The 21,311-nt window shown below is 60.7% G+C and carries 22 protein-coding genes; 15 read left to right on the top strand and 7 right to left on the bottom strand.

What is annotated here, in order from left to right:
- Window positions 1–56 precede the first annotated feature (56 nt).
- The 5 genes from UF78_RS12855 to ispZ form a co-directional block, all read right to left on the bottom strand.
- On the bottom strand, window positions 57–461 hold the full coding sequence (locus tag UF78_RS12855) for a Spy/CpxP family protein refolding chaperone (protein WP_045162676.1): 405 nt from the start codon (window positions 459–461) through the stop codon (window positions 57–59).
- A 133-nt stretch (window positions 462–594) separates the two neighbouring features.
- Window positions 595–1,272, bottom strand: a complete 678-nt coding sequence (locus UF78_RS12850; RefSeq protein ID WP_045162606.1) for a response regulator transcription factor — start codon at window positions 1,270–1,272, stop codon at window positions 595–597.
- Window positions 1,273–1,291: 19 nt separating this feature from the next.
- Complete coding sequence (locus UF78_RS12845) at window positions 1,292–1,684, bottom strand: hypothetical protein (protein ID WP_045162605.1); 393 nt, start codon at window positions 1,682–1,684, stop codon at window positions 1,292–1,294.
- Window positions 1,685–1,759: 75 nt separating this feature from the next.
- Window positions 1,760–2,059, bottom strand: a complete 300-nt coding sequence (locus UF78_RS12840) for a YciI family protein (protein WP_045162604.1) — start codon at window positions 2,057–2,059, stop codon at window positions 1,760–1,762.
- 8 nt (window positions 2,060–2,067) lie between these two features.
- Window positions 2,068–2,649 (bottom strand): septation protein IspZ, encoded by a 582-nt coding sequence (ispZ, locus tag UF78_RS12835; RefSeq protein ID WP_045162675.1) that lies wholly within the window; start codon window positions 2,647–2,649, stop codon window positions 2,068–2,070.
- Between the two features lie 179 nt (window positions 2,650–2,828).
- On the opposite strand from ispZ, the gene UF78_RS12830 reads away from it, so the two are divergent.
- From UF78_RS12830 to scpB, 5 genes are all read left to right on the top strand, one after another.
- The gene (locus UF78_RS12830; protein ID WP_045162603.1) at window positions 2,829–3,695 is read left to right on the top strand and encodes a PHP domain-containing protein; all 867 of its coding nucleotides are present in this window, start codon (window positions 2,829–2,831) and stop codon (window positions 3,693–3,695) included.
- 13 nt (window positions 3,696–3,708) lie between these two features.
- Complete coding sequence (locus UF78_RS12825; RefSeq protein WP_045162674.1) at window positions 3,709–4,332, top strand: L-threonylcarbamoyladenylate synthase; 624 nt, start codon at window positions 3,709–3,711, stop codon at window positions 4,330–4,332.
- Between the two features lie 47 nt (window positions 4,333–4,379).
- Window positions 4,380–5,585 carry a tryptophan--tRNA ligase gene (locus UF78_RS12820; RefSeq protein ID WP_196298667.1) on the top strand — a complete coding sequence of 402 codons (1,206 nt, stop codon included), beginning with the start codon at window positions 4,380–4,382 and terminating at the stop codon, window positions 5,583–5,585.
- Window positions 5,586–5,648: 63 nt separating this feature from the next.
- The gene (locus tag UF78_RS12815) at window positions 5,649–6,467 is read left to right on the top strand and encodes a segregation and condensation protein A (RefSeq protein ID WP_045162602.1); all 819 of its coding nucleotides are present in this window, start codon (window positions 5,649–5,651) and stop codon (window positions 6,465–6,467) included.
- A 39-nt stretch (window positions 6,468–6,506) separates the two neighbouring features.
- Window positions 6,507–7,277, top strand: a complete 771-nt coding sequence (gene scpB, locus UF78_RS12810; RefSeq protein ID WP_045162601.1) for an SMC-Scp complex subunit ScpB — start codon at window positions 6,507–6,509, stop codon at window positions 7,275–7,277.
- On the opposite strand, the gene UF78_RS12805 is transcribed toward scpB, so the two are convergent.
- Together UF78_RS12805 and gap are read right to left on the bottom strand one after the other, a co-directional pair.
- Window positions 7,271–7,747, bottom strand: a complete 477-nt coding sequence (locus UF78_RS12805; RefSeq protein WP_045162600.1) for a methylglyoxal synthase — start codon at window positions 7,745–7,747, stop codon at window positions 7,271–7,273. The genes scpB and UF78_RS12805 overlap by 7 nt on opposite strands.
- A gap of 41 nt (window positions 7,748–7,788) precedes the next feature.
- The gene (gap, locus tag UF78_RS12800) at window positions 7,789–8,790 is read right to left on the bottom strand and encodes a type I glyceraldehyde-3-phosphate dehydrogenase (RefSeq protein WP_045162599.1); all 1,002 of its coding nucleotides are present in this window, start codon (window positions 8,788–8,790) and stop codon (window positions 7,789–7,791) included.
- A 122-nt stretch (window positions 8,791–8,912) separates the two neighbouring features.
- Between gap and edd the strand changes: the two genes are divergently transcribed.
- The 10 genes from edd (at window position 8,913) to UF78_RS12750 (ending at window position 21,230) form a co-directional block, all read left to right on the top strand.
- Complete coding sequence (edd, locus tag UF78_RS12795; protein ID WP_045162598.1) at window positions 8,913–10,742, top strand: phosphogluconate dehydratase; 1,830 nt, start codon at window positions 8,913–8,915, stop codon at window positions 10,740–10,742.
- On the top strand, window positions 10,739–11,710 hold the full coding sequence (locus tag UF78_RS12790) for a glucokinase (RefSeq protein ID WP_045162597.1): 972 nt from the start codon (window positions 10,739–10,741) through the stop codon (window positions 11,708–11,710). The genes edd and UF78_RS12790 overlap by 4 nt, the downstream gene beginning before the upstream one ends.
- Window positions 11,711–11,750: 40 nt before the next feature.
- A complete protein-coding gene (locus UF78_RS12785) occupies window positions 11,751–12,485 on the top strand; it encodes a response regulator (protein ID WP_045162596.1) in 735 nt (244 codons plus the stop codon).
- Window positions 12,469–13,929 (top strand): ATP-binding protein, encoded by a 1,461-nt coding sequence (locus UF78_RS12780; RefSeq protein WP_155397642.1) that lies wholly within the window; start codon window positions 12,469–12,471, stop codon window positions 13,927–13,929. Before UF78_RS12785 ends, UF78_RS12780 begins: the two co-directional genes overlap by 17 nt.
- A 220-nt stretch (window positions 13,930–14,149) precedes the next feature.
- Window positions 14,150–15,382 (top strand): AGE family epimerase/isomerase, encoded by a 1,233-nt coding sequence (locus UF78_RS12775; protein WP_045162595.1) that lies wholly within the window; start codon window positions 14,150–14,152, stop codon window positions 15,380–15,382.
- A 116-nt stretch (window positions 15,383–15,498) separates the two neighbouring features.
- Window positions 15,499–16,767, top strand: a complete 1,269-nt coding sequence (locus UF78_RS12770) for an ABC transporter substrate-binding protein (protein ID WP_045162594.1) — start codon at window positions 15,499–15,501, stop codon at window positions 16,765–16,767.
- Between the two features lie 119 nt (window positions 16,768–16,886).
- Entirely contained in the window at window positions 16,887–17,795 is a 909-nt protein-coding gene (locus UF78_RS12765; protein ID WP_045162593.1) for a carbohydrate ABC transporter permease, read from the top strand.
- Window positions 17,788–18,618 (top strand): carbohydrate ABC transporter permease, encoded by an 831-nt coding sequence (locus UF78_RS12760; RefSeq protein WP_045162592.1) that lies wholly within the window; start codon window positions 17,788–17,790, stop codon window positions 18,616–18,618. The genes UF78_RS12765 and UF78_RS12760 overlap by 8 nt, the downstream gene beginning before the upstream one ends.
- Window positions 18,619–18,627: 9 nt before the next feature.
- Window positions 18,628–19,785 (top strand): ABC transporter ATP-binding protein, encoded by a 1,158-nt coding sequence (locus UF78_RS12755; RefSeq protein WP_045162591.1) that lies wholly within the window; start codon window positions 18,628–18,630, stop codon window positions 19,783–19,785.
- 221 nt (window positions 19,786–20,006) lie between these two features.
- Window positions 20,007–21,230: a maltoporin gene (locus UF78_RS12750; protein WP_045162590.1), complete on the top strand. Its 1,224-nt coding sequence runs from the start codon at window positions 20,007–20,009 to the stop codon at window positions 21,228–21,230.
- Window positions 21,231–21,311: the final 81 nt, after the last annotated feature.

The following is a 21,311-nucleotide window of genomic DNA, read 5'->3' as shown; positions in this document are numbered from 1 at the left end:
GCGCCTCCTCGGTGAGGCGCGACCGGCGGGTTGGTCTCGGATGCACAGGCCTGGAATTAGCTCTTCTGATCGCGCTCGACTTTCCATTGCTGGAACTCGGCGCGCTCTGCTCGCTTGGCTTCCATCTTCTCGTGCATTTCGTCGAACTGCTTCTGTTGCTCGGGCTTGAGCAGGTTGCGCATCTGTTTGTGGGTGTTTTCTTTGCTCGACTTAAGTTCGTCCAGCATGGCCTTTCGCTCGGCTTCGGGCAGTTTGTCCAGGTAGCGCTGGGTGATTTCGCGACGGTGCTTCATCTGGGCCCCCATCAGGTCGCGCATTTTCGCTTTCTGTTCCTGAGTGAGGTTCAGCTGTTCGAACGGGGCATGTTTGCCGCCATGATGGCGATGGCCCTCGTCGGGCATCGCCATGGCAAGGGTGGGCAGGGCGGAAGCGAAAAGCACGGCTATAACAGTCTTGCGCATCATGAGGTCTCTCCTGTGTATGGGAACCGATCGCCAGAACGCCTGCGCGCTTTGCGCTTCGATCGGATGAGCTCAGTCTAGGGAGCGCAAGGTCAACGGCGGTCAGTACAGGGTAAAGGCTCGGTAAAGCCGATCAGGAGGCGTAAAGGTAACCGCGACTGCGAAGGGCGACGATCCTCGGACGACCATCGGGATGAGGGCCAAGCTTGCGCCGCAGGTTGCTGACGTGCATGTCGAGGCTCCGATCATACAGGGTCAGTTTGCGACCGAGGGCGAGCTGCGCCAGTGCCTGCTTGTCCAAAGGCTCGCCCGGCTGGCTGAGCAGCGCTTCCAGAATGCGGCCTTCAGAAAGCGTCAGGGTGACCTCGTGATCGCCGACGCTAGCGACGCCGCGCGCCGGGCTATAGCAAAGATCGCCCAGCTCCAGTTGAGTTGGCGTGCTTGCCGGCTGGCTGCGCCGCAGCACGGCACGTAGCCGGGCGGTGAGCTCGCGGGGATCGCAGGGTTTGGCCAGATAATCGTCTGCGCCCAGTTCCAGGCCGAGGATGCGATCCAGCGGTTCGCCGCGCCCTGAAAGCATCAATACCGGCAGGTCCGGATGTTCACTGCGCAATTGTTTGAGTAGTTCGAGGCCGCTCCCGTCGGGCAGCATCACATCGAGCACCACCGCAGCCGGCTGGTGTTCGGCCAGTGCCGCGCGGGCGCTTTGACCGTCGTGGCAGGCGTGAGCGACAAAACCCTCTTGGGCGAGCCAGCTCACCAGCAGTTCGCAGAGTTCCTCATCATCGTCTATCAGTAACAGTTCGCTCATGCCTTTGCTCGTATCCGCTTCAGTTCAACCATTGCCGGCGCCGGCGTCCCCGCGTGGTGAGAACGCCCAGCAGGAAACCCAGCACGCCGACGCCGCCGCCCACGGCAAACCACTGCTGCTGATCGTTCAGCAGTTGTGGTTGCGGTTGCGCCTTCGGTTGGACTTGCTGCAACTGCATGCGCAGCCGGTGGTTCTCTTTGCGCAGATGCGCCAGCTGAGCCCGCTCGGCATCGGTAATGGCCATGCTGAGGCTGTCGTTGGGCGCTTCGGGCTGTAGTTCATTGTCGGACAGGCGTTCTTCGAGCTCCACCTGTGGTCGTTCGGCAGACGGATCGATTGGACCTTCCTCGGCGTTCACGAGCGGCATGGCAACACTCAGGAAAAACAGCAGGGTTAGCGAACCTTGGCGCATCGGAACTCCTTTTTCCTTAAACGGCCGTAGAAACCCCACGACCAGAGCAATATCTGACGGCGTCAGCCGATCGACTCAGGGAAAGACTTGCTTGAAAGGTTTGACGACCACTTCTCCGTAGACGCCGGCAGCCTTGTACGGATCAGCCGCCGCCCATGCTTCCGCGGCTTGCAGGGATTCGAACTCGGCGACCACCAGGCTTCCGGTGAACCCGGCAGCGCCTGGGTCGTTGCTATCGATGGCTGGATGCGGCCCGGCGAGAATCATGCGGCCTTCGCTTTTCAGCTGCTCGAGACGCGCCAGGTGGGCCGGGCGGGCCGCCAGACGATTCTCTAGCGAGTTCGCTACGTCGGTGGCGATGATGGCGTAGAGCATGTTTACTCCTATGATTCTTCAGGTTCGGGTTGCATGTGGCGGGCCAGGTATACGGCCTGACCTGCCATGAAAAGCAGTGTCAGCCCCAGGCTGCCGAAGACCTTGAAGTCGACCCAGACAGAGGGGTAGACGAAGGCGACGAACAGATTGGCGAAGCCGCAGATGAGGAAGAACAGGATCCAGGCGACATTAAGTTTTGTCCATTGTGCCGGCTGCAACTGTACCGCATGGCCCATTACGCGTTGGATAAGCGGCTTTTCGCCAATGAAATGGCTGCCGGTGAACGCTAGCGCGAACAACCAGTTCAGCACCGGCGCCTTCCACTTGAGAATGGCTTCGCTGTGCAAGGCCAGGGTCAGTCCACCAAACAGCAGGCATGCGGCAAGCGTCAGCCATTGGCTCTTGGTCAGCCGGCGCTGATGAATGAACAGCGCGGCATACACGACGACCGAGCTGATGATGAGCGCCGCGGTCGCGTTGAAAATGCCGCCGACGGTGACGTTCAGATCCGCCAGTTCGAAAGTTCTGGGCTCGAGTTTGTACACCACGAAGAACAGCAGCAGCGGAATGAAGTCGACGATTTGTTTCACGAAGAGAGCCAGAAGCGGTATGTGGGCGGCATAATAGCAAACCGCGCTTTCGGCGGAACGCTGCCTGCGGACCATTTCCTGGACGCGGCGCAAGCTTTGGCGAAGTGGATGACGGCACGAGCGCTGGCGGCGACGGTCAGTAACAGTATGCCGCCAAGTCCCTGGAGAATAGGTCCCGAATGATTGTTGATCTGCATTGCCACAGCACCGCGTCCGATGGCGTGCTCTCGCCCGACGCACTGGTTGAGCGGGCATATGCACGTGGTGTCGAATTGCTCGCGCTGACCGATCACGACACGTTGGAAGGTCTCGATGCCGCCCGTGCCATGGCAGAGTCGTTGGGGATCCGGCTGGTCAACGGTATCGAGCTATCGTGCGTCTGGGGCGGCGCGACTATTCATATCCTCGGCTATGCGTTCCGCCGGGACGCCGCGGTGCTGCAGAAGGCCATCGCGGAGTTGCACGACGGCCGCTGGCGTCGGGCGGAACTGATTGCCCAGCGCTTGGAAGTGAAAGGCATGCCGGGCGCGCTGGAAGGCGCACGAGCCGTGCAACAGGAGCTGGGTGACAGCGGCAACGCCCCGGCACGCCCGCACTTTGCCGAATTTCTGGTGCGCGCCGGCCATGTTCGCGACCGCGCCGAAGCATTTCGTAAATGGCTCGGCTCGGGCAAGCTCGGTGATGTCAAACAGCACTGGCCGAGTCTCGAACAAACCGTAACTACGCTGCGCGAAGCGGGGGCTTGGATCAGTCTGGCGCATCCTTGGCAATACGACTTCACTCGTAGCAAGCGGCGGCGTCTGGTGGTCGAGTTCGCCCAGGCCGGTGGCCACGCGCTGGAAGTCGTCAACGGCATGCAGCCGCTGGAGCAGGTCGGCGGTCTGTCGATTCTCGCGCGTGAGTTCGGCCTGATGGCCAGTATCGGCAGCGATTTTCATGCGCCTGGCGACTGGTCGGAGTTGGGAATGTATCGAACCTTGCCGGATGACCTGCCGCCGCTGTGGAGACATTTCGACCATGAACCATGCGAGTCTGCTGCCCGCTGAACAGGGAGTTCCCGTGAGCCAGTTTTTTCAAGTACACCCGGAAAACCCGCAGGCCAGGCTGATCAAGCAGGCGGTGGAAATCATTCGCAACGGCGGAGTGGTGGTTTATCCCACTGACTCGTCGTATGCCATTGGCTGCTCGATGGGCAACAAGGCGGGTATCGAACGTATTCGCCGCTTGCGCCAACTGGATGACAAACACAACTTCACGCTGGTCTGCCGTGATCTGTCCCAGCTCGGCCTGTTTGCCAAGGTCGACACTGCGGCCTTTCGTCTGCTCAAGACGCACTTGCCGGGGCCGTACACCATCATCCTCAGCGCCACCCGAGAAGTGCCACGGATGCTCTTGCACCCCAAGCGCCGAACCATTGGCCTGCGGGTCCCGGCGCAGCCGATCGCCCAGGCGCTGCTTGCCGAGCTCGGTGAGCCATTGATGAGTGTCAGTCTGATACTGCCCGGCGAGACCGAGCCGATGAGCGATCCCTATGAAATGCGCGATGCGCTGGAGCATCAGGTGGACCTGATCATCGACGGAGGTTACGGTGGCGTCGAGGCCTCCACGGTCATCAGCCTGGTGGACGGCGATCCGGAAGTTGTGCGGGTGGGGTGTGGTGATCCCGCGCCTTTCGCTGCCTGACCCGATCCGCTTTTTCGAAAACTACGAAGGAAACCCTTTTGAGCTCCATGGATTCGCAGCGACGTGTGGTCTCTGGAATGCGGCCCAACGGCCGCCTTCACCTTGGCCATTACCACGGCGTATTGAAGAACTGGGTCAGGATGCAGCATGAATATCAGTGCTTTTTCTGCATCGTCGACTGGCACGCTCTGACCACCGATCACGCTGCCGGTAGCGATATCGCCCGGCATGTACAGGACATGGCGATCGATTGGTTGGCGGCAGGGGTTAGCCCGAGCTCCGCAACCCTGTTCATTCAATCCCAGGTTCCTGAGCATGCCGAGCTGCATCTGTTACTGTCGATGATCTGTCCCTTGGCCTGGCTGGAGCGCGTGCCGTCCTATAAAGAGCTACAGCTCGATTCGCAGCATAAGGATCTCGGCACGTACGGCTTCCTCGGTTATCCGCTGCTACAAGCCGCCGATATTCTGGCCTACCGAGCCGGGGTCGTGCCGGTGGGTGCCGACCAGTTGCCGCATATCGAGTTCGCGCGTGACGTGGCGCGACGCTTTAATCATCTCTATGGCTGCGAGGAAGACTTCGAGGCGAAGGCTGAGGCCGCCATACGCAAACTCGGCAAGAAGAGCTCCAAGCTCTATACCAGCCTGCGCAAGAGCTATCAGGAACAGGGCGATCTCGAGGCGTTGAACACCGCCCGCGCCCTTCTCAAGGATCAGCAGACCATCACCATCGGGGATCAGGAGCGTCTGTTCGGGTATCTGGAAGGAAGCGGCAGATTGTTGCTGCCCGAGCCGCAGGCTCTGCTGAGCGATTCGTCCAAGCTGTCGGGACTCGACGGCGGCAAAATGGCCAAGTCGGCCAGCAATTCCATTTTCCTGCGCGACACGCCTGACGAAATCGAAGAGAAGATCAAGCGAATGCCCACCGATCCGGCACGGGTGCACCGTCACGATCCCGGTGAGCCGACGCGCTGCCCCGTCTGGCAGATGCACCTTTCCCATTCGGGAGAGGAGGTCTGCCAATGGGCCGAACAGGGCTGCCGCAGCGCGGGTATCGGTTGTCTGGAATGCAAAGCGCCGCTGATCGAGGCGATCCAACTCGAGTTGGCACCGCTCCAAGAGCGGGCTCAGGATTACGAGCAGAATCCGGATCTGGTGCGCAGCATTCTGGCTGAAGGGGCCGAGCAGGCCCGTGACGAGGTCCGGGAAACGCTGATGGTCGTGCGTCAGGCCATGGGCCTGAACTACCGCTAGAGGTCGCGGGGCCACAGGACTAAGCTGTTGCCGCTTTCAATATCCTTCGACCGTGGAGAGAGCATGCAGGAACCCCAGGCCGCCGCGCCGATCGACCCGCCCGGCGAGCAGTTACGGCTGGCGTTGGTCTACGGTGAGGCATTCAACAATCTGCCGCAGGATCTCTATATCCCGCCAGATGCGCTGGAGGTGTTTCTCGAGGCGTTCGAGGGGCCGCTGGATCTGCTGCTCTATCTGATTCGCAAGCAGAACATTGACATCCTGGATATTCCGGTTGCGGAGATCACCCGCCAGTACATGGGCTACGTCGAGCTGATGAAGGCGGTGCGTCTGGAGCTGGCTGCCGAATACCTGGTGATGGCCGCGATGCTGGCGGAAATCAAGTCGCGTATGCTGCTGCCGCGTTCGGCTGAGGTGGAAGAAGACGAGCTCGACCCGCGTGCCGAACTGATACGCCGGTTGCAGGAATACGAGCGCTTCAAGGCGGCCTCCGAAGATCTCGATCAATTACCACGTGTCGGTCGCGAGCTACATGTGCCGCGACTGGATGCGCCGGATGCGCGGGCGCGCAAGCTGTTGCCCGAGGTCAGTCTGGAGGAGCTCCTGATCTCCATGGCCGAGGTGTTGCGCCGTGCCGACATGTTCGAAAGCCATCAGGTCACGCGCGAAACGCTGTCGACTCGTGAGCGCATGAGCGATGTGCTGGAAAGGCTCAACGGCGGCGCTTTCGTTCCCTTTGCCGCTCTGTTCACGATCGAGGAAGGTCGGCTTGGCGTAGTGGTCACGTTCATGGCGGTGCTCGAACTGATCAAGGAATCCTTGGTCGAGTTGGTGCAGAACGAACCCTTCGCGCCGATTCATGTTCGAGCTCGGGTCGAATAGTTGTTTGTGCGATTTATGGATGAGCCGAGGTAGTCAAGGTTGAATCTTTCCGATCCCAAGGATCTCGCTTCGCTGCTCGAAGCTTTTCTGCTGGCGGCGGGCAAGCCGATGTCGATCGACCGAATGGCCGAGCTGTTCGAAGAAGCTGAGCGGCCCGCGCCGGCACTGTTGCGCAAAGCACTGGAGGTGCTCGACAAGTCCTGCAAGGGGCGTGCGTTCGAACTGAAGGAGGTTGCCAGTGGCTATCGTCTGCAGGTTCGCGAGCGCTTTTCGCCCTGGGTGGGGCGGCTCTGGGAGGAGCGGCCGCAGCGCTATTCGCGCGCCTTGCTGGAGACCCTGGTGCTGATCGCCTACCGGCAACCGATTACCCGGGGCGAGATCGAGGACATTCGTGGCGTCGCGGTTAACAGTCAGATCGTCAAGACACTGCTGGAGCGCGAATGGGTGAGAGTGGTTGGCCATCGCGACGTTCCGGGGCGACCGGCCATGTTCGCCACCACCAAGCAGTTTCTCGATCACTTCAACCTCAAGAACCTCGACGAGCTGCCACCGCTGGCGGTGCTGCGTGAAATGGAGCCCGAGCCGCTGCCAGTGGATGTGGAAGAAGCGCCCGTGCCGGTGGCGTTGCAGGCTCGTGCAGATCTCGAACAGGAACCGGAGGAGGCCTCTCGCGGGCAAACCAGCTTTCGCAGCCTGCTGGCCGAGCTGGACAGCATGGAAACAGGTCTCAAAACCGACTTCGACGACCTGCGTGACGAAGCGGAAGACGAAAGCCAACGTCTTCCAGACGAGGATCGCCGCGATTATTGATCCGCGGACTGCCGGCCTGCCAGGTAGCTGCTGTAGTCGGGGATGCTCAGGGAGTGGGCTTCATCGAGCAGAGGGCTCGACAATAGATAGTCGGCGCTGCTCTCGTTGGCCGCCAGCGGGATGTTCCACACGGCGGCAACCCGCAGCAGCGCTTTCACATCTGGATCATGGGGCTGCGGTTCGAAGGGATCCCAGAAGAACACCAGCATGTCGATCCGTCGCTCGGCGATGCGTGCGCCGATTTGCTGGTCCCCGCCCAGCGGGCCGCTGATCATGCATTCCACCGGCAGCGCCAGGCGCCGTTCAATCAGTAGGCCCGTGGTTCCGGTCGCGAGCAGTTCATGCCTTGCCAGCCGCTCTTTCTGCCGGTCGGCCCATTCCAGCAGACGCTCCTTGCAGTGATCGTGCGCTACTAGCGCAATGCGCTTGCGGGCGGGCAGTGTCGCGGTAACGAAATCGATACGGTTCATGTTCTTCCCTGGCTGATTGGGCGGTAGGGCCGAAGCGCTGACTACGGCGCCTCGTGCAGGGCGCGGCAAGTATCCAGCATCCGATTGGAAAATCCCCACTCGTTGTCATACCAGGCCATCACTTTCAGCAGTCGTCCGCTAACCTTGGTGTGGTTGGTGTCGAAAATCGACGACATCGGGTTGTGGTTGAAATCGCAGGAAACCAGCGGCAGCGAGTTACAGGCCAGTATGGGCGAGCGTCGGCTGGCGTCCAGCATCAGTGCATTGACTTCCTCTGCAGTGGTTTCCTGGCTGAGCTCCAGGGTCAGGTCCACCAGCGATACGTTGATCACCGGCACCCGGACGGCCATGCCGGTCAGCTTGCCGGCCAGCTCCGGCAACACCAGGCCAACGGCTTCGGCGGCACCGGTCTTCGTCGGGATCATCGACTGAGTGGCCGAGCGAGCGCGGTAGGGGTCACTGTGATAAACGTCGGACAGGTTCTGGTCGTTGGTATAGGCGTGGATAGTGGTCATCAGCCCGTGCTCGATACCGTATTCGCGTGACAGCACCTGTGCGACCGGAGCCAGGCAGTTGGTGGTGCAGGATGCATTGGAGATGATCTGATGCGACTGGCGCAGAATGTCGTGATTGACGCCGTAGACGATGGTGGCATCGGCGCCGGAAGCCGGAGCGGAGATGATGACCTTGCCGGCGCCGGCCTGCAGGTGAGCGCTGGCTTTCTCGCGGGAGGTAAATAGACCGGTACACTCGAAGACCACATCGACTTCGTGCTGGCGCCAAGGCAGTTCTGCCGGGTTGCGGATCGCCGTCACGGCGATCGAATCTCCATTGACTATCAGCCGATCATCGCCGACCTCGATTTTTGCGTCGAAATGACCATGGACGCTGTCGTACTGCAAGAGGTGGGCATTCATCGCCGAGCTGCCGAGGTCGTTGATCGCCACGACCTGCAGATGTTCGCGGTAATCGTGGCTGTACAGGGCACGGAGGACGTTGCGTCCGATACGGCCGAAGCCGTTGATGGCGATACGAATGGTCATAATGAGTCCCTGGCGGAATTTGTTGTAGGAATTACAAGATTATTCCTGTCAAAATAGAAATCAAGCCCAAATACATGTTGTTTTGTTGGTAAAACTACAGATTCATGAGCAGGAGTGATGGCATGCACCCGCGGATTCAAGAAGTTACCGAACGTTTGATCGAGCGCAGCCGTCCGTCGCGGCAGCGCTACCTTGCCCAGATGGCCGGCGCGGCGAGCGATGGGCCTCAGCGCGGCAAGCTGCAATGTGCCAACTTCGCGCACGGTGTGGCGGGTTGCGCATCGACCAGCGACAAACAGCAGCTGCGGCTGATGAACGAGGCCAACGTGGCGATCGTCTCGGCGTACAACGACATGCTGTCGGCGCACCAGCCGTACGAGCATTTTCCGGAGATCATCAAGCAGGCGTTGCGCGACGTCGGCTCGATCGGCCAGTTCGCCGGCGGCGTACCGGCCATGTGCGATGGCGTGACCCAGGGCGAGGCGGGAATGGAAATGAGCCTGGCCAGTCGCGAAGTGATTGCTATGTCGACCGCCATCGCACTGTCACACAACATGTTTGATGCGGCGCTGTATCTGGGCATCTGCGACAAGATCATCCCGGGTCTGATGATCGGTGCCTTGCGCTTCGGCCATCTGCCGGCCGTGTTCGTACCGGGCGGGCCGATGCCATCGGGCATTCCCAACAAGCAGAAGGCCGAGGTTCGCCAGCGCTACGCCGAAGGCAAGGCCAGTCGTGAAGAGCTGCTGGAGTCTGAAATGCTGTCCTATCACAGCCCGGGCACCTGCACCTTCTATGGCACGGCGAACACCAATCAGGTGGTGATGGAAATCATGGGGCTGCACCTGCCGGGCTCGTCCTTCGTCAATCCCTATACCCCGTTGCGCGACGAGCTGACCCGCGAGGCGGCGCGCCAGGTCGCTCGCCTGACCCCGCAGTCCGGCAACTACTTGCCACTGTGCAAGATCGTCGACGAGAAGGCGATCATCAACTCGGTGGTGGCCCTGAACGCCACGGGCGGCTCGACCAACCACACCTTGCATATTCCGGCTTTCGCCCAGGCGGCGGGCATCCAATTGACCTGGCAGGATATGGCCGATATTTCCGCGGTGACGCCGACACTGGCCAAGGTCTATCCCAATGGCCAGGCCGACGTGAATCATTTCCATGCCTGTGGCGGGGTGCCTTTCATGGTGCGTACGCTGCTCGATGCCGGCCTGTTGCACGAAGACGTTTATACCGTGATGGGTCAGGGGCTCAAGCAATACACCCAGGAACCTTTCCTCGAAGACGGACGGCTGGTCTGGCGAGAGGGCCCGCAAGATAGCCTCGATGAAGCCATCCTGCGTCCCACCGGTCGTCCGTTCTCGCCCGAGGGCGGCTTGCGCGTACTGGAAGGCAACCTCGGGCGTGGCGTGACCAAAATTTCCGCGGTCGCTCCGGAGCACCGTGTGGTCGAGGCACCAGCGCGAGTGTTCAGTGACCAGGCGGAGTTGGCGCAGGCATTCAAGAACGGCGAGCTGGAAAAGGACTTCATCGCCGTGGTGCGCTTCCAGGGGCCGAAGGCCAACGGCATGCCGGAGCTGCACAAGCTGACGCCGTTCCTCGGCGTGCTACAGGATCGTGGCCATAAGGTGGCGCTGGTTACCGACGGACGCATGTCTGGTGCATCGGGCAAGGTACCGGCGGCGATTCACGTCAGTCCCGAGGCGCTCGATGGCGGTCCGTTGTGCCGAGTGCGCGACGGTGATGTCATTCGTGTCGACGGTGACACGGGCGAACTCCGTGTGCTGGTAGATCAGGCCGAGTTCGACGCCCGCGAGCGGGTGATGGCACCGAACGATTTGGGCATCGGTTGCGGCCGCGAGCTGTTCGGCTTTCTCCGTGCCGCGTTCAGCCCGGCGGAGAAGGGCGCGAGCGTGTTTACCGAGGAGCTGGAGGCGCTCAAGTGACCGCACTGGTAGGCGATATCGGTGGCACCAATGCCCGCTTCGCGCTGTGGCGTGATCAGCAGATCGAGTCGGTGAGGGTGTTGCCGACCATTGATTATCCGCGTCCTGAAGATGCCATCCGCGCTTATCTGCGCGGCGTCGGGCAGAGTGTCGAAGCGCTGCAGGCGGTCTGTCTTGCCTGTGCCGGCCCGGTTTCCGGCGACGAGTTCGTCTTCACCAACAATCACTGGCGCCTGAGTCGCAAGGCCTTCTGCCAGGACCTTGGCTTGAGCGATCTGTTGCTGATCAACGACTTCACCGCGATGGCGCTGGGCATGACCCGGCTGGGTGACGACGAACTGATTACCGTCTGTGAAGGCCATTCCGAGCCGGGGCGTGCGCGTCTGGTGATCGGGCCGGGGACCGGCCTCGGGGTTGCCACGCTGCTGCCGATGCCAGACGGTAGCTGGCATGCTTTACCTGGCGAAGGGGGGCATGTTTGCCTGCCGGTCGGCAGTGTTCGTGAAGCCGCGCTCTGGCAGCACCTGCACGAGAAGCTCGGTCATGTGAACGCCGAAGCTGTGCTCAGCGGTGGTGGCTTGCTGGAGCTGTACCGAGCCAGCTGCGCGCTGGATGGCGAGCCTGCAACCCTGACGACTCCGGCAGAAGTGACAGCGGCTGCGTTGAGCGGTGATGCAACCGCTGCAGCGGTGTTGGAACAATTCTGCGTATCGTTGGGTCGGATTGCCGGCGATAACGTGTTGACCACCGGTGCGCGCGGTGGTGTCTATGTGGCTGGCGGTATAGTGCCGCGTTTCGTCGAGTTCTTCATGCGCAGCGGTTTTCGTCAGAGCTTTCGCGACAAAGGTTGCATGAGCCGCTATTTTGACGACGTCCCAGTCTGGGTGGTGACGGCCGATTATCCTGGTCTGGAGGGCGCTGGCGTCGCGCTGCAGCAGTTGCTGGAGGTCGTGCCGACTGGGCCTTGAACGGCCTTGAAACGATATATAACAAGAGAAGGGATGCCGGGTGAGCCAGGCTGGAAGATCGATTCTGCTGGTCGATGACGACCAGGAAATTCGCGAATTGCTGGAAACCTATCTGAGCCGTTCGGGCTTTCGAGTGCGCACCGTTGCCGACGGCGCGCAGTTTCGCGAAGCCATGGGCGGGGATACGCCGGATCTGGTGATTCTCGACGTCATGCTGCCGGACGAAGACGGCTTCAGTCTCTGCCGTTGGGTGCGTGGACACCAGCGGCTGGCACAGATGCCAATCATCATGCTGACCGCCAGTTCCGACGAGACCGACCGCGTCATCGGCTTGGAGCTGGGCGCGGACGACTACCTGGGCAAGCCCTTCAGCCCGCGGGAATTGCTGGCGCGAATCAAGGCCCTGTTGCGCCGGGTCAGCTTCGCTCATGAGCGCGGTAGCGATGTGCTGGCCTTCGACGAATGGCGGCTGGATATGGTCAGCCACCGGCTATTTCATCAGGACGGCGAGGAGGTGCTGTTGTCCGGTGCCGACTTCGCCTTGCTCAAGCTTTTTCTCGATCATCCGCAGCAGATACTCGACCGCGACACCATCGCCAACGCGACTCGTGGCCGCGAGGTGATGCCGCTCGACCGAATCGTCGACATGGCGGTCAGTCGTCTGCGCCAACGCCTTCGGGATACCGGCAAGTGCCCACGATTGATTCGTACCGTTCGCGGCAGTGGCTACCTGCTCGCCGCCCAGGTGTTGCCGCATCATGACTCGCTCGGCTAGGCGTCGCTGGTTGCTGGTGCCGCGTTCGCTGCTTGGACGGATGCTTTTTCTGACCCTGCTGGTGGTGTTGCTGGCACAGGCGTTGTCGAGCTTCATCTGGGTGTCGCAACTGCGCGCCAGTCAAATGGAGGGATTGCTGACCAGTGCACGCAGTCTGGCGCATTCAATGGCCGCCAGCGTCAGCTATTTCCGCTCGCTGCCGCTGGGCTATCGGCCGCTGGTGCTTGATCAATTGCGCAGCATGGGCGGTACGCGCTTTTTCGTATCGCTGAACGACAAGCCGCTGGAAATGCAAATCTTGCCACCCACCGAACGCAAGCAGGCGGTGCTGGCGCAGGTCGACGAGGTGCTGCGTGAACGCTTGGGCAAAAGTGTCGATATGTCGGTTAACTTTGTCAGTCCGGACGACCTGCGTATTTTCAATGGCGGACTGAAGCTCGACGAACTGCCGCGATCCTGGGCACATTACGCATTGAGCCTGGAACCGCTGAATCCGCCCGTGCTGGTCACGCAGATCCAGATCGCCCCTGACGAGTGGCTCTATCTTGCTTCGCTGATGCCGGCGCCGTACGTCAGCCTCGAAGACCAAGGAATCCCTAACCAGCAACTCTGGTTCATCTTTCTCACTACCAGCTTTCTGCTGTTGTTCATCGGCATCCTCGTTCACTGGCAGAGCCGTCCACTCAAACACTTGGCGCGCGCGGCGCGAGAAATGTCGCTGGGTAGCGAGGTTGAGTTGCTGCCGGAAGCGGGCGGCAGCGAGGTGGTCGAGGTCAGTCGGGCGTTCAACAGCATGCGCGAACGCATCGGTCGCTACCTGACCGAGCGTAGCCAGTTGTTCAGTGCGATCTCCCATGATTTGCGCACCCCAATCACGCGGCTGCGGCTGCGTGTTGAACTACTGGATGACGAGACGCTCCAGGGCAAATTCAGCCGGGACCTCGACGAGCTGGAGTTGCTGGTCAAAGGCGCTTTGCAATGCGTCAAGGACACGGATATTCACGAAAACATCGAACCGCTCGATCTCAATTTGCTGCTTGATTGCGTCACCGAGCCCTACTTGGCACCCGCCGGGAATGGACGCGTGACAGTTCAGGGCCGGGCGCTCGCGCCTTATGCCGGCAAGCCGTTGGCGCTAAAGCGTTGCATCGGCAACCTGCTGGACAACGCGTTGAAGTATGGCGAGCGGGCGCATCTGTTTATCGAGGACGACAAGAACATCTTCGTTTTGCACGTTGACGATGAAGGCCCTGGCGTGCCGGAAACCTGGCTGAAGCAGGTATTCGAACCGAATTTTCGCTTGGCGGCCAAGCAACCCGGCTATGGTCTCGGACTCGGTATCGCACGCAATATCGCCCACAGCCATGGTGGCGAGGTCAGCCTTTGCAACCTGCAGGAAGGCGGGCTTCGCGTGACCTTGCGTCTGCCCCGCAAGCTCGAGTGAATGTCACCAGGTGGTGACGATGGTCGGCATGTTCGTTACCCGACCGGTTCCGAGCGCCCGCTAGACTCCGGCAACGGGTCGATGAGTTGGCCGATGCACCGTGAAGGGCAAAACGCTTCTGCCCTTGAGCGGCCCGAACTCATATAAATGCTCACAGTTCTCCACGCTGACCGCTCACGGTCATTGGCAACGACATACTCGCTCGCACGGAAAAATAATAATGAAAACCGCTGAATTATCCTCAAGCAGCTGGCTGCAGAAGCCTGCCCATTTGGCGTGGTTGGCTGACGAAGGCATGCGTCTGCTGCCGTTCGCCAGGGCTTCGCGAGTCGACCAAGGATTCGCCGCACTCGATGCGAGCGGGCACCTCCCGGAACACGCCTGCGCCGAGTTGATCCACACCACGCGCATGACTCATTGTTTCGCCCTGGCTCATATCCAGGGTATTCCCGGATACGCCGAGCTGGTCGACCACGGGCTCGCCGCGCTGCGAGGCGCCTTGCACGATGCCGATTTCGGCGGTTGGTTCGCCGATGCAACGCGCACGGGCGACAAGTCAGCATACCTGCATGCCTTCGTTGCCCTGGCTGCCAGTTCCGCGTTGGCTGCCGACCGTTCTGCAGCGTTGACCTTGCTGGACGAGGCGATCGCGGTCCTCGAGACGCACTTCTGGAGCGAAGAGGAGGGCGCCTTACGTGAAAGCCTGAGCCGTGATTGGCAGCAGGAAGAGCCTTATCGCGGCGCCAACAGCAATATGCATGCTACCGAGGCCTTTCTTGCCCTGGCCGACGCCACTGGCAACACGGTGTGGCTGCTACGCGCCCTACGCATCGCGGAGCGGCTGATCCACGGCCATGCGGCGGCAAGTGGGTATGCAGTGGTCGAGCATTTCGATCATGAATGGCGTCCGCTGCCGGGCTATAACGACGGTAACCGTGCCGACCCGTTTCGCCCCTACGGCAGCACGCCGGGCCATAGTTTCGAGTGGGCGCGCCTGCTGCTGAACCTGGAGGCTGCTTTGGAGCATGCCGGCCTCGTTGCGCCCGGATGGTTACTGGATGACGCCTGCGAGTTGTTCGCCAAGGCCTGCCGTGATGCCTGGAACGCGGACGGTGCTCCCGGGTTGGTGTACTCACTCGATTGGGAGAGCCAGCCCGTGGTGCGCGCGCGCTTGCATTGGGCGCACGCCGAAGCCAGCGCAGCGGCCGCGGCGCTGCTCAAACGCACGGGCTCTGCGGTTTATGAGGACTGGTACCGCTGCTTCTGGGAGTTCGCTGCGAGCCACCTCATCGATCTGAAAAACGGCAGCTGGCACCATGAGCTCGATAGCGGAAACCGACCGGGGAGTAGCATCTGGCCGGGCAAACCCGATCTCTATCACGCCTATCAGGCCGTATTGTTGCCTCGCCTACCTCTGACGCCGAGCCTGGCAACGGCCCTCGCTGCTGTGTAACGGAGCGGTGACACACGCGCATCCCTTCGTTACGTCTTAAGGTATTTACCCGACTTAGAATTCAATGCAGCGCAAGCCTTGAGCTTGCATGCATAACAACAAGAAAAGGTATCCAAATGAACGCGATAACTCGCCTCGCCACAGTTGTTTCTCTCGCCTCCCTGTTTCCCCTCTCGGCACTGGCTGCCGATTCCAAGGGCACTGTTGAAGTTGTCCACTGGTGGACGTCCGGAGGAGAGGCCGCCGCTGTGAATGTCCTGCGCGACTTGGTCAACAAAGAAGGCTTTACCTGGAAAGACGGCGCAGTCGCTGGCGGCGCAGGCTCCGCGGCCATGACCGTACTGAAGACACGTGTGGTATCCGGTAATCCACCCGGCGCAGCGCAGATCAAGGGCCCTGATCTGCAGGAGTGGGGCGCTCTCGATCTTCTGAGCCCGCTCGATGAAGTGGCCGAGGCCAATAACTGGGATGGCCTGCTGTCGAAGACCGTGTCCAACACCATGAAATATGATGGCCACTACGTCGCGGTGCCGGTGAATATTCACCGCGTCAACTGGCTGTGGATCAATCCGAAGGTGTTCGAAAAAGCCGGGATCGACAAGGCGCCCACCACCCTCGAAGAGCTCTATGCCGCGGGTGACAAGCTCAAGGCTGCCGGCTTCGTGCCATTGGCCCATGGCGGCCAGCCGTGGCAGGACAGCACGGTTTTCGAAGGCCTGGTGTTGGGCATCATGGGGCCTGAGGGCTACCACAAGGCATTCGTCGAGCATGACGAGGCGACCCTTACCAGTGCGCAGATGACCGAAGTGTTTACCGCGCTGAAAAAACTCTCCACGTACATGGACGACAATCGTGCCGGCCGTGACTGGAACCTCGCCACCGCACAGGTGATCGACGGCAAGGCCGGGATGCAAATCATGGGCGACTGGGCGAAGAGCGAATGGACTGCTGCCGACAAAGTGGCAGGCAAGGACTATCAGTGCGTACCGATGCCCGGCACCGCTGGCAGCTACACCTACAACATCGACTCCATCGCTATGTTCAAGCTCAAGGACGAAGGCGACGTCGCGGCGCAGCATGCCTTGGCACGGATCGCCCTGGAGCCCGAATTCCAGTATGTGTTCAACCAGAACAAGGGTTCGATTCCGGTACGTTCCGACTTGGACATGAGCAAGTTCGACAGCTGCGCACAAGCCTCGATGAAGGACTTCAAGGAAGCCGACCAAAATGGCCAATTGGAGCCGAGCATGGCGCATAGCATGGCCACCAACTTGGCGGTGCAAGGCGCCATCTTCGATGTCGTGACCAACTTCATGAGCGAGAAGAACGCCGATCCGAGCAAAGCCGGGGCGCAGCTCTACGCGGCGATCAAGTCCGCCCAATAGGCTGACTAGGGCCGATGTTCCGCGGCCCTTTCTCCTTCGTCAAAGCTTCCCGCGACAGGACTGCGGACCTGTCGTAGGGAGCGCTTGGCCCGGATTTCACTTCTGACTGGTAATGCCCGATGAGTGTCGCGACGGTAATGACCAAGCCCTCACCCCTGGATGCGCTTCAGCGCTGGCTTCCTAAATTGGTGGTGGCACCGACCATGTTGGTGGTCTTGGTCGGCTTCTATGGCTACATCCTCTGGACGCTGGTGCTGTCCTTCACCAACTCCAGCTTCATGCCGAGCTACAAGTGGGTCGGCTTGCAACAGTACGCACGCTTGATGGACAACGAGCGCTGGTGGGTGGCGAGCCAGAACCTGCTGGTATTCGGCGGTCTGTTTATTGGCATCAGCCTGGTGATCGGTGTGTTTTTGGCGGTGTTGCTGGATCAACGCATCCGCCGTGAAGGCTTCATCCGGACCGTCTATCTGTACCCGATGGCTTTGTCGATGATCGTCACCGGGACCGCCTGGCAATGGTTGCTCAACCCAGGTCTTGGCATCGACAAAATGCTTCGTGACTGGGGTTGGGAAGGTTTTCGCTTCGACTGGCTGGTCGACCCAGACCGTGTCGTTTATTGCCTCGTGATTGCGGCGGTATGGCAGGCCTCCGGCTTCGTCATGGCGCTTTTTCTAGCCGGGCTACGCGGCGTCGACCAATCCATCGTGCGTGCGGCGCAGATCGACGGTGCCAGCCTGCCGAGCATTTACCTGCGCATCGTCCTGCCGAGCCTTCGGCCGGTGTTCTTCAGCGCCGTGATGATCCTCGCTCACATCGCTATCAAGAGTTTCGATCTGGTGGCGGCGATGACAGGGGGAGGGCCCGGGTATGCGTCCGACCTGCCCGCGATGTTCATGTACAACTTCACGTTCAGCCGCGGCCAGATGGGCATCGGCTCCGCCAGCGCGATGATGATGCTGGGCGCGATCCTGGCGATCCTGGTGCCGTATCTCTACTCGGAACTGCGGAGCAAGCGTCATGACTAGGACATTCAGCCCGAGCCGTCTGGCCATCCACGCCACGCTGCTGCTGGCGGTTGTGTTGTATCTGGTGCCGCTTGTGGTGATGTTGCTGACCAGCTTCAAGACGCCCGACGACATCCGCACCGGCAACTTGTTGTCCTGGCCTGAGGTGTTCACGGTGATCGGCTGGGTCAAGGCCTGGGGCGTGGTCGACGGGTTCTTCTGGAACTCGGTGAAAATCGCCGTACCCGCCGTTCTGATCTCCACAGCGATTGGAGCCTTGAACGGCTATGTCTTGTCGATGTGGCGCTTCCGCGGTTCCCAGCTGTTTTTCGGGTTATTGCTGTTCGGCTGCTTTTTGCCGTTCCAGACCGTGTTGCTGCCTGCCTCGTTCACGCTCGGAAAGTTCGGTCTGGCCAACACCACGGCCGGCCTAGTGCTGGTGCATGTGGTCTACGGGATCGCCTTCACCACGCTGTTCTTCCGCAACTACTACGTGAGCGTACCTGACGCCTTGGTCCGTGCGGCACGCCTGGACGGTGCTGGATTCTTCACTATTTTCGGGCGAATTCTGCTGCCCATGTCGACGCCGATCATCATGGTCTGCCTGATTTGGCAGTTCACCCAGATCTGGAACGATTTCCTTTTCGGCGTGGTGTTTGCCAGCGGCGACTCGCAGCCGATCACCGTGGCGTTGAACAACCTGGTCAACACCAGTACCGGTGCCAAGGAATACAACGTCGATATGGCTGCGGCAATGATCGCCGGGCTGCCAACGCTGGTGGTGTACATCCTCGCCGGCAAGTATTTCCTGCGTGGGCTCACGGCCGGCGCGGTCAAGGGTTAGGAGAACGACATGGCTGCACTTGAACTTTGCAACGTCCGCAAGAGCTATCCGGGTAGCTCCAACGACACCTTGAAAGATATCGACCTGAAGATCGAGGACGGCGAATTCCTAATCCTGGTTGGCCCTTCAGGTTGCGGAAAATCAACCTTGATGAACTGCATTGCCGGGCTCGAGGACATTACCGGCGGAGAGATCCGTGTGGACGGGGCCGACATTAGCGGCGCAAGCCCCAAGGATCGCGATATCGCCATGGTGTTCCAGTCCTACGCGCTGTACCCGACCATGACCGTTCAGGAAAACATTGCCTTCGGCCTGAAGATGCGAAAGGTGCCGGCGGCGAAGATCGACGAGGAAGTGTCGCGAGTCGCCCAGCTGCTGCAGATCGAGCACCTGCTGGGGCGCAAGCCGTCGCAGCTATCCGGTGGTCAGCAACAGCGCGTGGCGATGGGCCGTGCACTGGCGCGGCGGCCAAAGATCTACCTGTTCGATGAGCCCTTATCGAACCTCGACGCCAAGCTTCGGGTCGAGATGCGCACCGAGATCAAACTGATGCATCAGCGGCTGAAGACCACCACGGTGTATGTCACCCATGACCAGATCGAAGCGATGACTCTCGGTGACAAGGTCGCAGTGATGAAGGATGGCGTCGTCCAGCAGTTCGGTACGCCTAAAGAGATCTACAACAATCCAACCAACCTCTTCGTTGCCAGTTTCATCGGTTCACCGCCGATGAACTTCATTCCGCTGCGACTGATCAAGCAGGGCGGCGCCTGGCAGGCGCTGCTGGACAGCGGTCAGGACCGTTGCGAGTTGCCACTGCGCCTGGCTGATGGCGAGTCGTTGGAAGGCCGCGAGGTGATCCTGGGTATCCGTCCGGAGCAGATCACGCTCGGCGCTGGAGGCGGTCTGCCGTCCCTGCGGGCCGAAGTGCAGGTAATTGAGCCCACCGGGCCCGACACCATGGTCTTCGTCGAGCTCAACCAGACCAAGGTCTGTGTTCGTCTCGCTCCGGACGCGGCGCCCGCGCCTGGCTCCAGCCTGGATCTGCTGTTCGAGCCAGACAAGGTGTTGTTGTTCGACGCACAGACAGGCGAGCGGCTGGGTATCACCCAAGGAAACGGCTCCGCTGGGCATAACGGCATCGTCACCCGGTTGATAGCTCGTTGATCGGAAGTGTGAGGAAAAGGACCGGTCGCGGTATATCTGCGTACCGGCGCAGGTTTCGTCTGAATGTTATTGATGTGCCTGGTTTTTCGGCGACGCGGGCGAGCCCGGATCGCTAAAGTTCGAACCGCAGCACGCAGGTAGCTGGCATGCGGATCGTAAGGAGAGCCTTCACCGGCTCGATCCAACGGCAGTAACAACAATAAGAGCTAATTGGAGCGGATATGAAAAAAACCACACGCCTGGGCCTCGCGGTATCGCTGGCGAGCCTCGCCATGCCATTCACCGTTCAGGCATTGGATTTCAACGGTTACGTGCGCAGCGGCGTAGGCGAATCGAGCGGTAGCGCTTCGCAAGCCTGTTTCCAACTGCCGGGAGCCCCGTCCAAGTTCCGTCTCGGTAACGAGTGCGAGCAGTACGCGGAGCTGGGACTGCGTCAGGACCTGTTCACGCTGAGCGATGGTTCGGTGCTGAGCGTCGAGGGTATGGCGGCGCTCTACAACGAATATGACCACACACCGAAGTTCACCGGCGACCATGGCTGGGCGCGGATGGTGCAAGCCTACGCCGAATGGAGCAAGGTGCCGGCACTCAATGGTGGTTCGTTGTGGGCGGGGCGGCGTTTCTACAAGCGGAACGACATCCATATCTCCGACTTCTACTACTGGAACCAGAGTGCCACTGGTGCCGGTATCGAAGACATGGAGATCGGCGGGCTGAAGTACAGCTACGCATTTTCCCGCAAGGACAACGTGTTCCAGGAAAACTACATCAACCGTCACGATTTCAACGTCGGGGGCTTCGACAGCAACCCCGGCGGAGAGCTGGAGTTCGGTGTCAGCTACATTGACGAGCCGGATCGTGAGGATGCCAACAGCGGCTGGGCCGTTACTGTGCAACACAAGCAGGTTGGTTTCCTGGGCGGCAGCAACACCTTCGCTCTCCAGTACGGCGAAGGGCCGGGTACCGGTCTCGGCTATACCGGCGACGTGACGCTGGGCAGCAGTGACAAGAGCTGGCGGGCGGTCGAATACTTCGACTGGCAGGTCACGCCGCGTTTCGGTGGGCAGTTCCAGGCCGTGTACCAGAAGGACAAGCGCCAAGGCGGCGGCGATCAGGACTGGATCTCGGTTGGCGTGCGCCCGGTTTATGCCTTGAGCGACCAATTCAAGCTGGTCGCCGAGCTCGGGCATGATCAGATCGATGCACCGGAAGGCACCCGAAAGCTGACCAAATTCACCGTGGCGCCCACGTGGTCACCGGCTGGCCCCGACTTCTGGGCTCGTCCTGAGGTGCGCCTGTATTACACCTATGCCCAGTGGAACGAAGCGGCACAGGACGCGGCCAATCTGATGGCAGCCGGTAGTGCGCTGTCCGACACCGGCGCCTTTGGTGGCGACCAACACGGTTCGAATTTCGGCGTGCAGGTCGAGTACTGGTGGGACTGATCGAGCCGATAGTCCGATTCGGTTAGAACCTCCAGGCGAAGAGGGCCTCTACTTAGCCAAGGCGGTAGGGTCCTCAGGCTG

The organism is Stutzerimonas stutzeri (assembly GCF_000952685.1).
Taxonomy (GTDB): domain Bacteria; phylum Pseudomonadota; class Gammaproteobacteria; order Pseudomonadales; family Pseudomonadaceae; genus Stutzerimonas; species Stutzerimonas stutzeri_E.
This window is presented reverse-complemented; position numbering and strand designations above follow the sequence as displayed.

What these genes read in the sequence shown, in the direction of transcription:
- UF78_RS12855 (WP_045162676.1), bottom strand. Translation starts at nt 461, where the DNA reads ATGCGCAAGACTGTTATAGCCGTGCTTTTCGCTTCCGCCCTGCCCACC.
- UF78_RS12850 (WP_045162606.1), bottom strand. Translation starts at nt 1,272, where the DNA reads ATGAGCGAACTGTTACTGATAGACGATGATGAGGAACTCTGCGAACTG.
- UF78_RS12845 (WP_045162605.1), bottom strand. Translation starts at nt 1,684, where the DNA reads ATGCGCCAAGGTTCGCTAACCCTGCTGTTTTTCCTGAGTGTTGCCATG.
- UF78_RS12840 (WP_045162604.1), bottom strand. Translation starts at nt 2,059, where the DNA reads ATGCTCTACGCCATCATCGCCACCGACGTAGCGAACTCGCTAGAGAAT.
- UF78_RS12830 (WP_045162603.1), top strand. Translation starts at nt 2,829, where the DNA reads ATGATTGTTGATCTGCATTGCCACAGCACCGCGTCCGATGGCGTGCTC.
- UF78_RS12820 (WP_196298667.1), top strand. Translation starts at nt 4,380, where the DNA reads ATGGATTCGCAGCGACGTGTGGTCTCTGGAATGCGGCCCAACGGCCGC.
- UF78_RS12815 (WP_045162602.1), top strand. Translation starts at nt 5,649, where the DNA reads ATGCAGGAACCCCAGGCCGCCGCGCCGATCGACCCGCCCGGCGAGCAG.
- UF78_RS12805 (WP_045162600.1), bottom strand. Translation starts at nt 7,747, where the DNA reads ATGAACCGTATCGATTTCGTTACCGCGACACTGCCCGCCCGCAAGCGC.
- gap (WP_045162599.1), bottom strand. Translation starts at nt 8,790, where the DNA reads ATGACCATTCGTATCGCCATCAACGGCTTCGGCCGTATCGGACGCAAC.
- edd (WP_045162598.1), top strand. Translation starts at nt 8,913, where the DNA reads ATGCACCCGCGGATTCAAGAAGTTACCGAACGTTTGATCGAGCGCAGC.
- UF78_RS12780 (WP_155397642.1), top strand. Translation starts at nt 12,469, where the DNA reads ATGACTCGCTCGGCTAGGCGTCGCTGGTTGCTGGTGCCGCGTTCGCTG.
- UF78_RS12775 (WP_045162595.1), top strand. Translation starts at nt 14,150, where the DNA reads ATGAAAACCGCTGAATTATCCTCAAGCAGCTGGCTGCAGAAGCCTGCC.
- UF78_RS12770 (WP_045162594.1), top strand. Translation starts at nt 15,499, where the DNA reads ATGAACGCGATAACTCGCCTCGCCACAGTTGTTTCTCTCGCCTCCCTG.
- UF78_RS12765 (WP_045162593.1), top strand. Translation starts at nt 16,887, where the DNA reads ATGAGTGTCGCGACGGTAATGACCAAGCCCTCACCCCTGGATGCGCTT.
- UF78_RS12760 (WP_045162592.1), top strand. Translation starts at nt 17,788, where the DNA reads ATGACTAGGACATTCAGCCCGAGCCGTCTGGCCATCCACGCCACGCTG.
- UF78_RS12755 (WP_045162591.1), top strand. Translation starts at nt 18,628, where the DNA reads ATGGCTGCACTTGAACTTTGCAACGTCCGCAAGAGCTATCCGGGTAGC.
- UF78_RS12750 (WP_045162590.1), top strand. Translation starts at nt 20,007, where the DNA reads ATGAAAAAAACCACACGCCTGGGCCTCGCGGTATCGCTGGCGAGCCTC.